General features: G+C 71.3%; 16 protein-coding genes. 8 read left to right on the top strand and 8 right to left on the bottom strand.

Annotated elements, in window-relative coordinates; genetic code table 11:
• Nucleotides 1-7: 7 nt before the first annotated feature.
• A complete protein-coding gene (locus IE255_RS07285; RefSeq protein WP_229906298.1) occupies nt 8-2,599 on the bottom strand; it encodes a streptophobe family protein in 2,592 nt (863 codons plus the stop codon).
• 242 nt (nt 2,600-2,841) lie between these two features.
• Between IE255_RS07285 and IE255_RS07290 the strand changes: the two genes are divergently transcribed.
• Entirely contained in the window at nt 2,842-5,409 is a 2,568-nt protein-coding gene (locus tag IE255_RS07290; RefSeq protein WP_190049272.1) for an ABC transporter ATP-binding protein/permease, read from the top strand.
• A 91-nt stretch (nt 5,410-5,500) separates the two neighbouring features.
• Here the strand turns inward: IE255_RS07290 and IE255_RS07295 are convergent, their stop codons facing one another.
• From IE255_RS07295 to IE255_RS07305, 3 genes are all read right to left on the bottom strand, one after another.
• Entirely contained in the window at nt 5,501-6,229 is a 729-nt protein-coding gene (locus IE255_RS07295) for a transglycosylase SLT domain-containing protein (protein WP_190049273.1), read from the bottom strand.
• 368 nt (nt 6,230-6,597) lie between these two features.
• Nucleotides 6,598-7,665: an S-adenosylmethionine:tRNA ribosyltransferase-isomerase gene (locus tag IE255_RS07300; protein WP_190049274.1), complete on the bottom strand. Its 1,068-nt coding sequence runs from the start codon at nt 7,663-7,665 to the stop codon at nt 6,598-6,600.
• Nucleotides 7,662-8,360 carry an SDR family NAD(P)-dependent oxidoreductase gene (locus tag IE255_RS07305; protein WP_190049275.1) on the bottom strand — a complete coding sequence of 233 codons (699 nt, stop codon included), beginning with the start codon at nt 8,358-8,360 and terminating at the stop codon, nt 7,662-7,664. Before IE255_RS07305 ends, IE255_RS07300 begins: the two co-directional genes overlap by 4 nt.
• A 235-nt stretch (nt 8,361-8,595) precedes the next feature.
• Between IE255_RS07305 and IE255_RS07310 the strand changes: the two genes are divergently transcribed.
• The 3 genes from IE255_RS07310 (at nt 8,596) to IE255_RS07320 (ending at nt 10,774) form a co-directional block, all read left to right on the top strand.
• Nucleotides 8,596-9,741 (top strand): GAF domain-containing sensor histidine kinase, encoded by a 1,146-nt coding sequence (locus tag IE255_RS07310; RefSeq protein WP_190049276.1) that lies wholly within the window; start codon nt 8,596-8,598, stop codon nt 9,739-9,741.
• A complete protein-coding gene (locus tag IE255_RS07315; protein WP_190049277.1) occupies nt 9,734-10,375 on the top strand; it encodes a response regulator in 642 nt (213 codons plus the stop codon). Before IE255_RS07310 ends, IE255_RS07315 begins: the two co-directional genes overlap by 8 nt.
• Nucleotides 10,376-10,531: 156 nt before the next feature.
• On the top strand, nt 10,532-10,774 hold the full coding sequence (locus IE255_RS07320; RefSeq protein ID WP_190049278.1) for a chaplin: 243 nt from the start codon (nt 10,532-10,534) through the stop codon (nt 10,772-10,774).
• Nucleotides 10,775-10,957: 183 nt separating this feature from the next.
• Here IE255_RS07320 and IE255_RS07325 read toward each other — a convergent pair whose 3' ends face one another.
• The gene (locus tag IE255_RS07325; protein ID WP_190049279.1) at nt 10,958-11,746 is read right to left on the bottom strand and encodes an Rv1486c family protein; all 789 of its coding nucleotides are present in this window, start codon (nt 11,744-11,746) and stop codon (nt 10,958-10,960) included.
• Between the two features lie 161 nt (nt 11,747-11,907).
• On the opposite strand from IE255_RS07325, the gene IE255_RS07330 reads away from it, so the two are divergent.
• The 3 genes from IE255_RS07330 (at nt 11,908) to IE255_RS07340 (ending at nt 14,321) form a co-directional block, all read left to right on the top strand.
• Entirely contained in the window at nt 11,908-12,705 is a 798-nt protein-coding gene (locus tag IE255_RS07330; RefSeq protein ID WP_190049280.1) for an ABC transporter ATP-binding protein, read from the top strand.
• Between the two features lie 95 nt (nt 12,706-12,800).
• Complete coding sequence (locus tag IE255_RS07335; RefSeq protein ID WP_190049281.1) at nt 12,801-13,232, top strand: NfeD family protein; 432 nt, start codon at nt 12,801-12,803, stop codon at nt 13,230-13,232.
• A gap of 132 nt (nt 13,233-13,364) precedes the next feature.
• Complete coding sequence (locus IE255_RS07340; protein WP_190049282.1) at nt 13,365-14,321, top strand: SPFH domain-containing protein; 957 nt, start codon at nt 13,365-13,367, stop codon at nt 14,319-14,321.
• 58 nt (nt 14,322-14,379) lie between these two features.
• Here IE255_RS07340 and IE255_RS07345 read toward each other — a convergent pair whose 3' ends face one another.
• The 3 genes from IE255_RS07345 to IE255_RS07355 all read right to left on the bottom strand — a co-directional run bounded on the left by IE255_RS07345 (nt 14,380) and on the right by IE255_RS07355 (nt 16,471).
• On the bottom strand, nt 14,380-14,886 hold the full coding sequence (locus IE255_RS07345; protein WP_010037688.1) for an HNH endonuclease: 507 nt from the start codon (nt 14,884-14,886) through the stop codon (nt 14,380-14,382).
• Nucleotides 14,887-15,096: 210 nt separating this feature from the next.
• Nucleotides 15,097-15,636: a YbhB/YbcL family Raf kinase inhibitor-like protein gene (locus IE255_RS07350; protein ID WP_190049283.1), complete on the bottom strand. Its 540-nt coding sequence runs from the start codon at nt 15,634-15,636 to the stop codon at nt 15,097-15,099.
• A 52-nt stretch (nt 15,637-15,688) separates the two neighbouring features.
• A complete protein-coding gene (locus tag IE255_RS07355) occupies nt 15,689-16,471 on the bottom strand; it encodes a sporulation protein (RefSeq protein ID WP_190049284.1) in 783 nt (260 codons plus the stop codon).
• 145 nt (nt 16,472-16,616) lie between these two features.
• Here IE255_RS07355 and IE255_RS07360 point away from each other — a divergent pair, with 145 nt between their 5' ends.
• Complete coding sequence (locus tag IE255_RS07360) at nt 16,617-17,258, top strand: DNA-3-methyladenine glycosylase (protein WP_190049285.1); 642 nt, start codon at nt 16,617-16,619, stop codon at nt 17,256-17,258.
• The last annotated feature ends 500 nt before the right edge of the window (nt 17,259-17,758 follow it).

Below are 17,758 nucleotides of genomic sequence, written 5' to 3' on the forward strand. Positions count from 1 at the left end.
GCCGGTGTCACCTCCCGCCCCGTGGTTTCCGCGGCGGCGGGGAAGGAGGCGGCGGGGGCGGCGGCCCGTCGTCCGGCCGGGCCGGCGGCCTGTTCCCGCCCCTCGGACCGGGCGGCTGGCGGGGGCCTCGCGGGGGTGGCCCGACCGGTCGTGCCACGGTGGGGGCGCCGTACACGTCGCCGCCCCCTGCGGACTCACCGCCTGGCCGCGCTTCCTCCGAGGGCCTGGCTTCACCGGGGTGCGGGGGTTCTCCCGGGCGCCGGGGCCGGTCAGGGCGTTCGTCCGGCCGTGGGGGCTGGTCCGGGCATTTGTCCGGCTGAGGGGGCTGGTCCGGGCGTTCGTCCGGCTGCGGGGTCCGGTCGCGCCGGGCGGCCTCGTCGGCGGGCCGTGCGTCCTCCGGCTCGCGCAGCCCGTCCGGCACCCGGAGGTACGGATTGGTGGCCGGGTTCGGCGGCCGGTACGGCACACCCGGCGCGTACGGCCCGGCCTCCTCGCCGTACGCCGCCCGCGCGGCGCCGGACCCGTCCCGGGCCTGAGACCGCCCGGGGCGGACGTCGTGTCCGTCCTGTCCGGGGCCGGACCCAAGCCCCGCCGAGTCCGCAGGTGCTTGCCCTGCGCCGGCCTGGCGGGCAGGGGTCTGCCCTGTGCCTGCCTGTGCCGGGCCGGCCCCAGGTACCGCCGTCCCCGCTGGTGCTTGCCCTGCGCCGGCCTGGCCGTCAGGGGTCTGCCCTGTGCCTGCCTGCGCCGGGCCGGTCCCTGTGCCCGCCGACCCTGCACCGGTGTGCCCTGTGCCCGCCGACCCTGCCCCTGGCTGCCATGCCCCTGGCTGCCCCGTGCCCGCGGACCCCGCGCCGCCGTGCCACGCGCTCGCCTGCCCTGCCCCTGCCCCTGCCCGCCCAGCCCCGTCCCAGCCGTCTGCCCCCTTGGCGCCCAGCGCCCCACCGGGGCTGATGGGGCTGGTAGCCCTGGTAGCTCCGGCAGCCCCGGTAGCCCCACCGTCCCTGACCGTCGCCCCACCCGCCCGGGCCAACGCCGCCGCCGACCGCCCCGCCGCCCCGCTCACCCACGCGAGCAACGCCCCCACCGCTCCGGCCCCCGCGCCCCACACCGCGCCCAGCAGCAGGGCCATGCCGAGGTGCCCGTGCAGTTCGATGCCCGCGCCGAAGGCGTCGAAGCCGAGCACGGACAGGGACGCGGTCACGGACACGTCCGTCAGCCAGGCCAGCAACGGCAGGGCGAGCGCGGTCGCGACCCCCAGCCGCAGCGCACACCGCCCCGCGAAACCGAGCGCACCTGAACCCCGTACGCCTGAGGAGCCCCCCGAACCCTCCGAACCCCCCAAACCCCCCGAACCCCCAGTACTCCCGGAACCCCGGGACTGCTGCATGTACCCGACCGCCGAGCCCCGCCCCGCCCCGGAAGCCCACCGGGCCGCCGAGCCCCGCCCCGCCGCGGACCCCCACCCGGTCACCGCACCCCGCACGACCGCCCCTGCCCCGTCGCCCCCCACCGGCGTCCGCACCGCCGTCAGCATCCCCGCCAGCAGCATCATCAGCGCCGCCGCCACCCCCAGCAGCCACACCCTCCCATCCAGCTCGGCCAGCCGGCCCAGCGTCACCGGCTGGTCGGAGCGGACCGTGAGGAGGTCGTCCAGCGGGTCCGGCAGGAACCGGGTCAGTTCCCCCGTCGCCCGGCCGTCCCACGGCACGAACAGGCCGATGGGGACGCCCGTCCACACCCCGTTCGGCGCCCCGAGCAGCGCCGCGCCGGCGATGCGCTCGGGGCGGTCGTCGCCGACCGCCGCGTACGCCGCCGCGGCGAAGCCCGCCGCCACCGCCACCAGCAGCACGGTCACCACCGCGGACACGGCCGGCCGTACGACCCGGTGCACGGCCTCCCAGCCGCGCGGCAGCGGCGTACGGCGCGAGGCCAGCAGGGCGATGAGGAGGATCCCGGCCGACCAGCCCAGCCCGCCGAGCAGCGTGGGTGCGGTGTCGACCGTGAAACCGACCGCGGCCTGCGCGTCGACCAGATCGCCGAGCCGGTCCGGCAGCAGCCCCCCGATGTCCCCGAGCCCCGGGATCTCGACGCCCCCGCCCCCGCCGGTCACGTCGTCCAGCCCCAGCGACCCGCCGTCGATCGTGATGACGTCGTGCCCCGCCCAGGCCAGCCCGCCCAGCATCGCAACGAACAGCGCGACCAACGCGCCCGCGCGCGCCAGGAGTTCGGCCGGTGATATCACAACTCCCGCCGCCCGCAAGGACCGAAGGAAGAAGTACGACAGCAGCACCGCCCCGACCAGGCTCACCCCCAGTGGCGTGATCTCGATGGCCGTGTCCGCCTCCGCGCTCGTGAGGCCGAACGCCGACACGTCACCGGACGGCGTGACCGAACCACCCGCCGCAAGAGCCACCACAGCAGCGGTCATCGGCCCCAACGAGCCCGCCGAGTCCGCCTCCAGCAACCGCAGACCCAGCGCCGCCGTGCCCGCCATCCCGATCAACGCCCAGCTCACGGCGGCGACGGCGGACATCAGCACGTCCCCCCACGGCACGCGCGCGCCGTACCCCGCCGTCTCCGCACCTGCGCCAGCACCCATGGCAGACCCCCCGATCCGCTGCGCGGCAGGGAACACCGCGCATGCCCCCCTCTCGTCGAAATACCACTCTCCGGCCCGTTTTCAACCCCGTCAACGGAATCAACCGATGCGTCCGAACGCGGTCTTCACAAGGCCCGACTTTCGGTCAGGGGGCCGCTCCTGAAATAGTTCCCCCCGATGTTCGACATCCCTAGACTCCCCATGTCGGGGGTAACTCGGGGGACAACTCAGTGGGGCATGGAGTGCCGGAACTCGTACTGGAATCAAACGGACGTACCTGGACGCTCGATCCGTCCAGGGCATACACCCTCGGACGTGATCCGCAGGGGGACGTCGTCTTCGACGACGCCAGGGTCTCCTGGCGTCACGCCACGGTCAGCTTCAACGGCCGCAGTTGGGTCATCGAGGACCACGGCAGCACCAACGGCACGTTCGTGCAGGGGCAGCGGATCCATCAGATGGAGCTCGGCCCGGGATCGGCGGTGCACCTGGGCAACGCGACCGACGGACCGCGCCTGAACCTCTCCGGCGCCGCCGCCTCCGTCGCCACGCCGCAGGCCCAGCCCCAGCAGCAGCCGTACGCCGCGCAGGGCGCGAACCCCGGCTGGGCGCAGCAGGCACCCGCCCAGCAGACGCCCCACCAGCAGACGCCCCACCAGCAGGCGCCTCACCAGCAGGCGGCGCAGCAGGCCCCGCAGGCCGGCTGGCAGCAGCCGCAGCAGGCCGCCGCGCACATCCCGCAGCAGCAGGGCCCCGGCGGTGTCGCGGGGGCACCGCCGGTCTACGGCGACCGCAGCCCGACCACGTTCCACCAGTTCTCCCTCGGCCGCGTGATGCGCATCGGCCGTGCCCTGGAGAACGACCTGGTCGTCTCCGACCTCCAGGTCTCCCGGCACCACGCCGAGTTCCACTCGACGCCCGACGGGCGCATGGAGATCCGCGACCTCGGCTCCCACAACGGCACGTACGTCAACGGCCAGCCCATCGCCAAGGGCGGCGCGCAACTGCTCGGCCCGAGCGATGTCGTCGGCGTCGGCCACTCGACGTTCCGCATCGTCGGCGACCGGCTCGAGGAGTTCGTCGACACCGGTGAGGTGTCCTTCTCCGCCCGCCACCTGACCGTCACGGTCGACGGCGGCAAGCAGATCCTCAAGGACGTCTCCTTCGGCGTCCCCGAGAAGTCGCTGATCGCGGTCATCGGCCCGTCCGGTTCCGGCAAGTCGACCCTGCTCAAGGCGCTCACCGGCTACCGCCCCGCCAACCAGGGCGAGGTCCTCTACGACAACCGGAACCTGTACAAGCAGTTCGCCGAGCTGCGCCAGCGCATCGGTCTGGTCCCGCAGGACGACATCCTGCACAAGGAGCTGACCGTCAAGAAGGCCCTCAAGTACGCGGCCAAGCTCCGCTTCCCCGCCGACACCACGGCGGCCGAGCGCGAGGCCCGGATCGACGAGGTGCTGCGCGAGCTCAAGCTCGACATCCACAAGGACAAGAAGGTCACGTCCCTCTCCGGCGGCCAGCGCAAGCGCGTCTCGGTGGCCCTGGAGCTGCTGACCAAGCCGTCGCTGATCTTCCTGGACGAGCCGACCTCCGGCCTCGACCCGGGCATGGACCGCGACGTCATGCAGCTGCTGCGCGGCCTCGCCGACGACGGCCGCACGGTCCTCGTCGTCACCCACTCCGTGGCCGAGCTGGCCCTGTGCGACAAGCTGCTCGTGATGGCGCCCGGCGGCTCCGTGGCCTACTTCGGCCCGCCGGAGGAGGCGCTGAACTTCTTCGGCTACGACACCTGGGCCGACGTCTTCTCCGCCTTCGAGAACTACCGCGACTACGACTGGGCGGGCCGCTGGAAGGGCTCGCAGCACTACCAGATGTACGCCGCGGACATCGACGCCGTCGCGCCGCAGTCCGTACAGGTTCCGCCGATGCAGGCGATGAAGCCGCCGAAGCCGCAGGGCTGGATGTCCCAGTTCGTCACGCTGGTCCGGCGGTACGTCTCGGTGATCGCCTCCGACAAGGGCTTCCTCGCCCTGATGGTGATCCTGCCGGCCGTGCTCGGCGCGGTGAGCCTGCTCATCGACGCCGACCGGGGCCTGCTGCCGAACCCGCCCAACCCGCAGACCGGCCGGATCATCCCGAACGGCACGGCCACCACGGTCCTGCTGATCCTCGCGGTCGGCGCCTGCTTCGCGGGCGCGGCGAACTCCGTCCGTGAGCTGATCAAGGAACGGGTGATCTACGAGCGGGAGCGCGCGACCGGCCTGTCCCGGTCGGCGTACCTGATGTCCAAGGTGTTCGTGCTCGGCATGATCACCGTGCTCCAGGGCCTGCTGGTCGGCGTCATCGGCTTCTCCAGCCGGGAGATCCCCGAGGAGGGCCTGGTCCTCGGCAGCGCGACCCTCGTCGAGCTCTCCATCCCGATCATGGCGCTGGGCTTCACGTCGATGATGTTCGGCCTGATCATCTCGTCGCTGGTGAAGACCGCCGAGAAGACCATGCCGCTGCTGGTGATGTTCGCGATCATCCAGGTCGTCTTCACCGGCTGCCTGTTCGCGCTGCACGGCTCGATCGGCGTCAACCAGTTCTCGTTCCTGATGCCGTCGCGCTGGGCGGTCGCCGCCGCCGGTGCCACGCTGGACTTCAACAAGATCAGCCCGCCCGAGACGGCCGGCGACAACGACCCGCTGTGGGAGCACACGGTCGGCGCCTGGGCCATGGACATGGGCGCGTTGCTCGCCCTCGGCGTGATCTGCGGCTTCTTCGTGGCCCGCTTCCTGCGCCGCCACGAGCCCGAGGTCATGCGCAAGTAGGCACCGCTCCGCCACGCCCGAAGGGCGGCACCCCCTCAGTCGGGTGCCGCCCTTCGGCGTTCGGTTCAGCGAGCAGAGGTCCGCGCCAGCCTCAGTACGCGCCGAAGACGTTGTCCATGGAGCCGTACCTGTCGGCCGCGTAGTTGCAGGCGGCGGTGATGTTGGCGACCGGGTCGTAGATGTCCCAGGACGTGCCGGGCACGTGGTAGGCCTTGAAGGTCGGCGGGATGACCTGGAGCAGGCCCTTCGACGGGACGCCGTTGATGGCGTTGATGTCCCAGTTGTTGATCGCCTTCGGGTTGCCCGAGGACTCACGGATGATGTTGCGCTTGATGCCGTCGTAGGAACCCGGGATGCCGTGCTTCTTCATGACGTCGAGCGACTCGCGGATCCAGCCGTCGAGGTTGTTCGGGTAGCTCTTCGCGGCGGCCTTCTTGACCTGGGCGCGCTTGGCGTCGCGGCTCGCGGCCTCCTTGGCCTTGCGCGCGGCCTCGGCCTTCTTCTTCGCCGCCTCGGCGGCGGCCTTCTTCTTGGCGGCGGCCGCGGCGTCGGCCTTCTTCTTCGCCGCTATCTGCTCGGCCTTCAGGCTGGCACCGGCCATCTGGTCGGTGACGCTCGCCTTGACGTCCTTGATCTGCTCGGTGCTGAACGCCACCGCAGCCGGCTGAGCGGCCTCGGTCGTGGTCTTGGTCGACGCGTCGCTCGGCACCGCGGAGAGGCCGATGGCGGCGGCGCCGAGGGTGGCGACACCCGCCATGGCGATCTTGTGGTGACGGGTCAGGGTACGACTGTGGCCACGGCTGAAGATGTTCTTGGGCATGGTGGTGTGGACCTCTTCGAATAGCGCGGGAGTCGCTCGGCGTCCGGCGTTGGACGGGTGTGTTTCCGACACGAACGCCGCGGGGGAGAACCCACGGCGCTGAGCGACGCCAGCAATTCTTAGCGGCCGCAAAATGGCGTGGCAAAGGTGTGACGTACGATGCCCGATAGTGGATCAGGGAGGGGCAAATCGGTGCAGATTGGACTGTATGCGCCGCTCAAAAGGTGGGGCTTTGTCTCCTACGCCCTTTCGTACGTGACGTGCGTCCTATGCGCGGGCTCACATCGGGCAGCGCCCGGTCTCACCGCCAGTTGCACAAGCGATGCTCTGTGTGAGGGCTTGTCGCCCTACGGCTAGCTCCCCTACGGCTAGCTCCCCTGCGGCTCGCTCCCCTGCGGTAGGACGAGGTGCACGTCCCCGAACTCGTGCCACAGGTAGCGGCCCCGGAGCGCGGCCTCGTAGCCCCGCTCGATCGCCGCCCGCCCGGCGACGGCCTCCAGCATCAGCAGATGCGAGGCCTCCGGCTCGTGCAGCCCGGTCAGCAGCCCGTCCACCACCCGCACCCCGCGCTCCGGCGTCACCACCAGACCGGTCCACCCCGCCCGGGGCCGCACCACCCCGTCGGCCCCCGCCGCCGACTCCACGGCCCGTACGGCCGTCGTCCCCACCGCGACGACCCGGCCCGCACCGGCCCGCACGGCGTTGATCAGCCGCGCGGACGCCTCCGGCACCGCGAAACGCTCCGGATACGGCGGCTCGTGCGCCTCCGCCGACGCCACCCCCGTATGCAGCGTGACCGGCGCGAACCACACCCCCCGGCTCACCAGCTCCGTCACCAGCCGCTCCGTGAAGGGCCGCGCCGCACTCGGCATCTCCGCACTGCCCGCCCCGTCCGCGGACGGCAGCGCGAACACCGTCTGGTAGACGGACAGCGGCTGGTCCCGCTCCGTGTAGGCGTACCGAATGGGCCGCCCGTACTCCCGCAGCAGCCCCGGCACCCCGGCCCCGGTCACCCGCGCCCACCACAGCCGCTCACTCCGCCCGCTCAGCGGCTCCTCCAGCACCAGCCGTACACCCCCCGGCAGGCACACCTCCGTACCGGCGGGCCCTCCCGCCCGCGCGCGCGTGGTGCCCCGCCCGTCGGGCTCCCGCAGCTCCACCGCCCAGCGGCCGTCATCCCCGCGGGTGGAGAAGTGCACCACCACGCGCGCGTGCCCGAGCCTCCCGTCGACGGCCGCCGCCAGCGTGGCCGAGGTGTTGACCACCAGCAGATCCCCGGCCCGCAGCAGCCGCGGCAGCTCCGTGAACGTGTGATGCGCCACCTCGGCACCCCGCGACACCAGCAGCCGTACGGCGTCCCGGCCCAGGTCGGGCCCCCGCTGCTCGACGGGAACCCGGGCCGACAACTCCTTGGGCACGCGCACGGCCAGGGTCATCGCGCCCCGTCCACCAGAGCCGCAGCCCCGTACCGCCCGCTCGCCGGCCGCTCGTCCAGCAGCCGCAGGAACCCCGGCACCACGGCGGCCGGCTCCGGCCGCGGCTCCTCGTCGTCCGGTACGGCCGCCGCGTACAGGTCCGTGGCCATGTCCCCGGGATCCACCGCCCAGACCCGCAGGCCCGGCTCCTCCACGGCGAGCACCGCCATCAGCTGGTCGAGAGCCGCCTTGGAGGCCCCGTAGCCGCCCCAGGTCTCGTACGCCTCGGCGGCCGCGTCCGAGCTGACCGCGACGACCGCACCCGCCCGGGAGGCCCGCAGCAGCGGCAGCGCCTCCTGGACCAGGCCGAGACCCGCCACCAGGTTCACCTCCAGCGCCCGCCGCAGCCCTTCTAGGGGCAGCTCCTCCAGCCGCACCAGCGGCTCGGCGCCGAGCGCGCTCGCGTTGTGCACCAGCAGGTCGACGCCGCCCAGCCGCCACGCCGCGGCCACCAGCTCCGCCCGGTGCCCGGCATCCGTGACGTCCCCGGGCAGGGCCGTCACGCGCGTGCCGTACCCGGAGACGGCCCCGGCCGCGTCCGTCAGGGCCTCGGCGCCCCGGGCGTCGAGCACCAGATCCCAGCCACGCCCGGCCAGGGCCTCGGCGAGCGCCCGCCCCAGGCCCTTGGAGGCCCCGGTGATGATCGCAACCGGCATGATCAGCTCCCTCGTCGTGATCGCGTGCCCTCAACGTAGGAACGGGCCCACCCGGGCCGCCTCGGACGCGGGCCGCAATCCACCGGGTCCCTTCGCCCTACGCCGCCCGTCCGGCGCCCTGGGATCTAGGCCACGCCGCCCGGCCGCTCGGTCCCGCGACCTAGGCCCACCGGACCGGCCGCCTGCCGCCACCGGTCCGATCCGCGCTGTCACCGCCCGCCGGTACCGTGAGGACATGAGCCACGGTCCCCGGTCCGGCCTCGCCGCGGTGAGCTCCGCGTTGCTGGCCATGAGCAGGCATCTCGAGGTGCGCGACGTCCTCAAGACGATCGTCGCCTCGGCCCGCGAGCTGCTCGACGCGCAGTACGCCGCGCTCGGCGTCCCGGACGACCACGGCGGCTTCGCCCAGTTCGTGGTCGACGGCGTCAGCGAGGAACAGTGGAAGGCCATCGGCCCCCTCCCGCGCCAGCACGGCATCCTCGCCGCGATGCTGCACGAGGCCAGGGTCGAGCGCCTCGCAGACGTCCGCGAGGACCCCCGCTTCGAGGGCTGGCCGAAGGCCCACCCGGACCTGGTCGACTTCCTGGGCCTGCCGATCCGGGACGGCGACGAGGTCATCGGCGCGCTGTTCCTCGCCAACAAGAACTGTCCGAGGCCCGGGGGCGGTTGCGGCTTCACCGCGGACGACGAGGAACTGCTCGGCATCCTCGCCCAGCACGCGGCGATCGCCCTCACCAACGCCCGCCTCTACGAACGCAGCCGCGAACTGACCATCGCCGAGGAGCGCTCCCGCCTGGCCCATGAACTGCACGACGCGGTCAGCCAGAAGCTGTTCTCCCTCCGCCTGACGGCCCAGGCCGCGGCCCGCCTGGTGGACCGGGACCCGTCCCGTGCCAAGGGCGAACTCCAGCAGGTGGCGGTCCTCGCCGCCGAGGCCGCCGACGAACTGCGCGCCGCGGTCGTCGAGTTGCGCCCCGCCGCCCTCGACGAGGACGGCCTCGTCGCGACCCTCCGGACGCAGATACAGGTCCTCGACCGCGCCCACAGCGCCCGTGTGACCTTCGCCGGCCGCGGCGTGAAGGCCCTGCCCGCCTCCCAGGAGGAGGCCGTCCTGCGCGTCGCCCAGGAGGCCCTGCACAACGCCCTGCGCCACTCCGGCGCCGACCACGTCGACGTCACCCTGGACCGCCGCGGCAGCGGAGCCGTCCTGCGGGTCACGGACGACGGCAGCGGCTTCGACCCCCAGGCGGTCCGCCGCGCGGGGCGCCACCTGGGCCTGGTCTCGATGCGGGACCGGGCGAGCGGCGCCGGGGGCACGCTGACCGTGGAATCGGCGCCCGGCAAGGGCACCACGATCGAGATGGAGGTCCCCGGTGGCTGACGCGATCAAGGTACTGCTCGTCGACGACCACCAGGTCGTCCGCCGGGGTCTGCGCACGTTCCTCGAAGTGCAGGACGACATCGAGGTCGTCGGCGAGGCCGCGGACGGCGCCGAAGGGGTCGACCGCGCCGAGGAGTTGCGGCCCGACGTCATCCTCATGGACGTCAAGATGCCGGGCATGGACGGCGTCGACGCACTGCGCAGACTCCGCGAACTCGACAACCCCGCGCGCGTGCTGGTCGTCACCAGCTTCACCGAGCAGCGCACGGTGGTCCCGGCCCTGCGCGCCGGCGCCGCCGGCTACGTCTACAAGGACGTCGACCCCGACGCCCTCGCCGGAGCCATCCGCTCGGTCCACGCCGGGCACATCCTCCTCCAGCCGGAGGTCGCCGGCGCCCTGCTGTCCCAGGAGGAGGCCAACTCCGGACCGGGAAGGGCCGGTTCGCTCACCGAGCGGGAGCGCGAGGTGCTCGGCCTGATAGCGGACGGCCGCTCCAACCGGGAGATCGCCCGCGCGCTCGTCCTCTCCGAGAAGACCGTCAAGACCCACGTCTCGAACATCCTCATGAAACTCGACCTGGCCGACCGAACCCAGGCCGCCCTGTGGGCCGTTCGCCATGGCGTGACCGGCTGAGACGCTCGCCCCACGGCAACACGGAGGGTTCCGTTCCGGACTGAGATTCATACTGTCGTGGGAAAGTCCCTCACATGGCGCATCCTCAGTGGATCTCCGCCGTTCTCCAGTGCGTGCTGCGGCGCCTGCCGCGGCAATCGCAAGGAGGGCTCAGAAGTGAAGAACCTGAAGAAGGCAGCGGCCGTGACGATGGTGGCCGGTGGCCTGCTGGCCGCGGGCGCGGGCGTGGCCTCCGCCACCAGCGCGCACGCCGACGGCCAGGCCGTGGGCTCCCCGGGCGTCGGCTCGGGCAACGTCGTCCAGGCCCCGGTGCACGTCCCGGTCAACGTCTCCGGCAACAGCGTGAACGTCGTGGGCGTCATGAACCCGGCCTTCGGCAACCACGCCGTCAACCACTGACGCTCCACCTCCGTCTCCGAGCCGGAGGTGAAACCGGCCTCCCGGGCCTGCCCGGGAGGCCGGTCGGTCTGCTGAGCTGCGGGCATGCGTGCCGCCTGGGGCGGCACGGGTGGGCGCAGGCAGCACCCCGCTGCGCAACGCCCCGCCCTCAGCTACAACGCCGAGCACCAGCACAACCGACACTCACCGCACCCCCCGCTCCCGCTCCTCCACAACGGAGTTGTACGCAGCGACCTGCGCCCGCCGAGCCGTCCGCTCCACCGGCCGCAACGCCTCCCGCCGCGCCCCCATCTCGGACGCACTCACCGCACCCCCGTGCCCACTCTCCGTCGCCACCGCGATCAGCGTCCCCACCCGCTGCGCCAGCTCCAGCACCCGCACCGCCCGCGGCGGATACCCCGGCGCCAGCACCTCCCGCCCCCGCTCGGCCCGCGCCCGGTACGCGTCGACCGCCGCCTCCGCCACCGGCCCCGACCCGGCCACATCCAGCCGCGTGAGCACCTCGGTCGCGTCCCGCAGGGCCTCCGCGAGTTCCCGCTCCGCCTCACCCAGCGACGGCACGTCCGCGGGCGGCGCCTCCCGCACGGGCAGCACGTGCCACACGACCTCGACATGCACATCGCCCTCGGGCCCGGCCTCGTGCACCTCCGGCACCATCCCGAGCGCGGCCCCGTAACAGAGCACCGCCTCCTCTGCGTCCAGCGCCCGCGCGTTGAACTCCGGCGGCCCGCTCAGCCCCAGCGGATGCCCCGGCGCGGGCAGCGCGACCCGCAGCCCGGTCACCCCGAGCGCCCGCAGCCGCCCCAGCGCCAGCGTGAGCCCGACGGGCGCCGGCTCCCCGGGCAGCTCCGCCACCCGGTGCACCGCGTCCTCGCCGACGATGGCGAGCACGGCGTCATCCGGCGAGACAAGCCCGGCCAAAAGGGCATTTCCCCAAGCTGCGAGACGTCCAGCGCGCGGTTCCGTGAGCATGCTCCCACCCTAGGACCCTCCAAGGACCGGACCGAGGGAATGTCCCGGCCGACCGGTGGCGTAGATTTCATGGAGGGCTGCGCCCACCGGCGCGGCGGACCGAGCCACAGGCGTACGCGACAGCCGAGACCGGCCACACTGCAAGGGGAGACAACGCGCTCATGAGCGATGTTCTGGAGCTTCAGGACGTATCCGTGGTCCGCGAGGGCCGGGCTCTGGTGGACCAGGTCTCCTGGTCGGTCAAGGAGGGCGAGCGCTGGGTCATCCTCGGCCCGAACGGCGCCGGCAAGACCACTCTCCTCAACCTCGCTTCCACCTACCTCTTCCCCAGCTCGGGCACCGCCGCCATCCTCGGCGAGACCCTCGGCAGGCCCGGCACCGACGTCTTCGAACTGCGCCCGCGCATCGGCATGGCCGGCATCGCCATGGCCGACAAGCTCCCCAAGCGCCAGACGGTCCTGGAGACGGTGCTGACCGCCGCGTACGGCATGACCGCCACCTGGCACGAGGACTACGAGGAGATCGACGAACAGCGCGCCCGCGCCTTCCTCGACCGCCTCGGCATGAGCGAGTTCCTGGAGCGCAAGTTCGGCACGCTCTCCGAGGGCGAGCGCAAGCGCACCCTCATCGCCCGTGCCCTGATGACCGACCCCGAGCTGCTGCTCCTCGACGAGCCCGCCGCCGGCCTCGACCTCGGCGGCCGCGAGGACCTCGTGCGCCGCCTCGGCCGGCTCGCCCGCGACCCGATCGCCCCCTCGATGCTCATGGTCACCCACCACGTCGAGGAGATCCCCCCGGGCTTCACCCACGTCCTCATGATCCGCCAGGGCAAGGTCCTCGCCGCGGGCCCGCTGGAGCTCGAACTCACCTCCCGCAACCTCTCCCTCTGCTTCGGCCTCCCCCTCGTCGTCGAACAGGCGGGCGAGCGCTGGACCGCCCAGGGCCTCCCGCTGTCCTGACCCGGCCCCACGGGACGCAAATCCCCGGGTAAGAAGGGCATTTCACACGCCGGGCGCCCTGTCGGCGACAGGGTCCGCGGACCTACCATGACCATGTGGAAATCGACGCATGGCTGTGGTGGCTGATCGGCGCGACAGCGCTCGGCATCGCGCTCGTGGTCACCGCGATGCCCGAACTCGGCATGCTCGCGGTGGGCGCGATCGCCGCGGCGGTGGTCACCGGCGTCTTCGGCGGCGGAGCCGTCGCCCAGGTCGCCGTCTTCGCCGTCGTCTCGACCGCGGGCATCGCCGTCGTACGCCCCATCGCCAACCGGCATCGGGCACAACGACCCCAACTCGCAACGGGTGTGGACGCGTTGAAGGGCAGACAAGCCGTCGTCCTGGAACGCGTCGACGCCTCCGGCGGCCGGATCAAGCTGGCCGGAGAGGTCTGGTCGGCCCGCGCCCTCGACACCGACCGCGCTTACGAAGTAGGCCAGGAAGTGGATGTCGTGGACATCGAGGGAGCCACTGCGATCGTCATGTGACCTCGCAGGACGTAACTGGTGAGAACTCCTCGCGAGGTACGCGACGGTCTGTCAGACTCGACCAGCAAGATCTTCGACAACCATAGGATCTGCCGAAGGTGCCGAGGCGGAGAAGGGTACGGGGAACGGACGATGGAACCGGTCATCATCGTATTGATCATCCTGGTGGTGTTGGTCTTCATCGCCCTGATCAAGACGATCCAAGTCATCCCACAGGCCAGCGCGGCCATCGTCGAGCGCTTCGGCCGCTACACGCGGACACTCAACGCGGGCCTCAACATCGTCGTCCCGTTCATCGACACCATCCGCAACCGCATCGACCTGCGCGAACAGGTCGTCCCGTTCCCGCCGCAGCCGGTGATCACCCAGGACAACCTGGTCGTGAACATCGACACCGTCATCTACTACCAGGTGACCGACGCACGGGCCGCGACGTACGAAGTCGCCAGCTACATCCAGGCGATCGAGCAGCTCACCGTCACCACGCTGCGCAACATCATCGGCGGTATGGACCTGGAGCGGACCCTCACCTCCCGCGAGGAGATCAACGCGGCCCTGCGCGGCGTCCTCGACGAGGCCACCGGCAAGTGGGGCATCCGCGTCAACCGCGTCGAGCTGAAGGCCATCGAGCCGCCCACCTCCATCCAGGACTCGATGGAGAAGCAGATGCGCGCCGACCGCGACAAGCGCGCCGCGATCCTCCAGGCCGAAGGTGTCCGGCAGTCCGAGATCCTGCGCGCCGAAGGTGAGAAGCAGTCCCAGATCCTGCGCGCCGAAGGTGAGGCCAAGGCAGCGGCCCTGCGCGCCGAGGGCGAGGCCCAGGCCGTCCGTACGGTCTTCGAGGCCATCCACGCCGGCGACCCGGACCAGAAGCTGCTCTCCTACCAGTACCTCCAGATGCTCCCGAAGATCGCCGAAGGCGACGCCAACAAGCTCTGGATCGTCCCCAGCGAAATCGGCGACGCCCTCAAGGGCCTCTCCGGCGCGATGGGCAACTTCGGCGGCATGGGCGGCGGTTCCGGCAACGGAGGCGCGTCCGGCGGCAGCGTCCCCGCCCAGGAACGCCGCGAGAAGCCGTCCATCGACTGACCCGGCACACAGGAAGGGGGCCCGCTTCTCAGAGAAGCGGGCCCCCTTCCTGTGACGGCTAGGCGGCAGGCTGGGCCAGCCACTCCGGCAGCGCGTCGAAGTCGTCCTGCCCCAGCGCCAGCAGCATCGCGTCCGCCGGAGTCGGCTCGAACGGCTGCCGCAGCAGCGGCATCCCCGCCTCCTCCGGAGTCCGGTTCGCCTTGCGGTGATTGTCCTGCGCACACGAGGCCACCGTGTTCAGCCACGTGTCCTGACCGCCCTGCGACCGCGGCACCACGTGGTCGACGGTCGTCGCCCGCCTCCCGCAGTACGCGCACCGGTGCCGGTCCCGGACCAGCACACCCCGCCTCGACCACGGAGCTCGTCTTCGGAAGGGCACCCGCACGTACTGGCAGAGCCTGATCACACGGGGCGCCGGTATGTCGACCGCGGCTCCCCGCATCCGCAGTTCGGGGTGGGCCTGCTCGACGACGGCCTTGTCCTGAAGCACCAGAACGACGGCTCGGTTCAGCGTCACCGTCGACAGCGGCTCGAAGCTCGCGTTGAGTACCAGCGTGTCCCGCATACCAGCCCACCTCCCGTGTGCACCGGCCCACCCCCTGGCGGGCTGGGATCAACTCTGGCCGGGCACGCCGAGATGGACAACGCAATATCTGCTGCTCCCACGGGGGGTGACCCCCGCGGCCCCCGGCAACAAAAATGCCCGCTCCTGATCAATTCCAAGACCAGGAGCGGGCAAACGTTCCGTGAACGCTGGGATTGCTCGGCGGCTCGCTCAGCCCTCGGCGGGCACCTCGTACTCACCGATCAGCTGGGCCCGCGCGATCGTGTGGAACCGCAGGTTGAAGCCCACGAACGCCGGCGTGGCATCCGCGTCCGGACCGAGCTTCTCCTGGTCCACGGCGTACACCGTGAACACATACCGGTGCGGCCCGTCACCGGCCGGCGGCGCGGCCCCGCCGAACTCCTTGGAGCCGTAGTCGTTACGAGCCTGGATCGCGCCCTCGGGCAGCCCCTCGAACTTGCCGCTGCCCGCACCCGCCGGCAGCTCGGTCACCGACGCCGGGATGTCGAACACCACCCAGTGCCAGAACCCGCTGCCCGTCGGAGCGTCGGGGTCGTAGCAGGTCACGGCGAAGCTCTTGGTCTCGGGCGGGAAGCCCTCCCACCGCAGGTGCGGTGAGGTGTTGCCGGCCGCGTAGACCTGAGCGTCCTTGAGCGTCGCCCCCTCCTGGACGTCCTCACTCGTCACCGTGAAGGACGGCACGGGCGGATGGAAGTCGTGGGGGAGCGGCCGCCGCTTGAGCTCGGTCACCTCGGTACCTCCTGATCGGTTCTTGCAGTCGAACCCGAGCCTAGGGCCTCCCCTAGAACCAGTTGCGCTTGCTGCCGACTTCGGAGAGCCACTGGTTGATGTACGCCGTCCAGTCGGTCCCCTGGTAGTCGTTGAGCCCCACCTGGAAGGACCGGAAGGTGTCGCTGCCCTCGCTGAACAGACCCGGCTTCTTGTCCATCTCGAGCACCACGTCCATGGCGTGCTCGTCGGCCACGAAGCTCAGCTCCACCTGGTTCAGCCCCCGGTACTGCTGCGGCGGGAAGAACTCGATCTCCTGGTAGAACGGCAGCTTCTGCCGCGTACCCCGGATGACACCGCGCTCCATGTCCGCGTTCTTGAACCGGAAGCCCAGCTGGAGGAACGCGTCCAGGATCGCCTTCTGCGCCGGCAGCGGATGCACGTTGATCGGGTCCAGGTCACCCGAGTCCACGGCACGCGCGATCTCCAGCTCCGTGGAGACACCGATGTTCATCGAGCGCAGCGCCTGCCCGTCGATCATTGTGATCGGCGTCTCCCACGGGATCTCCAGCCCGAACTGCACCGCGTGCACCGCGTTCGCCTGGAGCTCGAACGCCCCGCCCAGCCGCGACTTCGTGAACTCGATGTCCTGCTTGTACTCCTGGTCGCCGCTCTCCACCTCGACCTTGGCCTGGAGCCCGACCGAGAGCCCCTCGATCTGCTGGTTCACGGACCCGCCCTGGATCCGCACCTCACCCTGGACGACACCGCCCGGCACGACGTTGATCTCGTGCAGCACCGTCTCGACGGAAGCCCCGCCGGCCCCCAGGCTCGCGAGCAGCTTCTTGAACGCCATGACTCTCCCTCTCGCCCACTACGGGTGGATCCTTGATCCCTAAAAACGCGATCCGGCCGTGGCCGGTTCCATACCCTCACCCTGGCAAGCCCGGTGCCCGTCGGCCACCCCACCGCACCGTCCGTCTCCAGTACCCTCGGACGGCATGATCGCGACCCCCGACCGTACGCCCCTGCCCAGGGAGTTCTTCGACCGGCCCGTCCTCGATGTCGCCCCCGACCTCCTCGGCCGCATCCTGGTACGCACCACCCCGGACGGTCCGATCGCCCTCCGCCTGACAGAGGTCGAGGCCTACGACGGCGCCGACGACCCCGGCTCCCACGCCTATCGCGGCCGCACGGCCCGCAACGACGTGATGTTCGGTCCGCCCGGGCACGTCTACGTCTACTTCACCTACGGCATGTGGTTCTGCATGAACCTGGTGTGCGGTCCCGAGGGAAAGGCGAGCGCGGTCCTACTCCGCGCCGGCGAGATCATCGAGGGCGCCGAGCTGGCCCGCACCCGTCGACTCTCGGCCCGCAACGACAAGGAACTGGCCAAAGGACCGGCCCGTCTGGCCACGGCCCTGGACGTGGACCGCTCCCTGGACGGCACGGACGCGTGCACCTCGGAAGACACCCCTCTCCGCATGCTGACCGGCACTCCCGTGCCCTCCGACCAGGTACTCAACGGCCCCCGCACCGGTGTGGCCGGCGACGGAGCGGTGCACCCCTGGCGCTTCTGGATCGCCAACGACCCGACGGTCAGCCCCTATCGGGCCCATGTCCCGAGGCGCCGCCGAAGTTGACGCGTCCAGGCAAGGTGCGTAATGTAGCCCGAGCCGCTTGAACCGGGTACGGCGATCGCCTGCAGCCGGAAGCGGCCAAACCACTACCTAGCTACTCCCCTCAGCAGGGGCGAATTCGGCGTGCCCGCATGCCTGAATTCGGCGCCGGACGGACTCGATTATGAGTTGGACGGGGAATCGGCTAACGTAGTGAATGTCGAAAGGCCGAACGAGCGAAAGCCCGGGCCGGACGGCAAATCCCGCCGACAGGGAATCGGATCGAAAAAGGATCTGATAGAGTCGGAAACGCAAGACCGAAGGGAAGCGCCCGGAGGAAAGCCCGAGAGGGTGAGTACAAAGGAAGCGACCGTTCCTTGAGAACTCAACAGCGTGCCAAAAGTCAACGCCAGATATGTTGATACCCCGTCTCCAGCATCAGCTGGGACGAGGTTCCTTTGAAAGAACACAGCGAGGACGCTGTGAACGGTCGGGCCTATTCCGCCTGACTGTTCCGCTCTCGT

Source organism: Streptomyces lomondensis (genome assembly GCF_014651035.1).
Taxonomy (GTDB): domain Bacteria; phylum Actinomycetota; class Actinomycetes; order Streptomycetales; family Streptomycetaceae; genus Streptomyces; species Streptomyces lomondensis.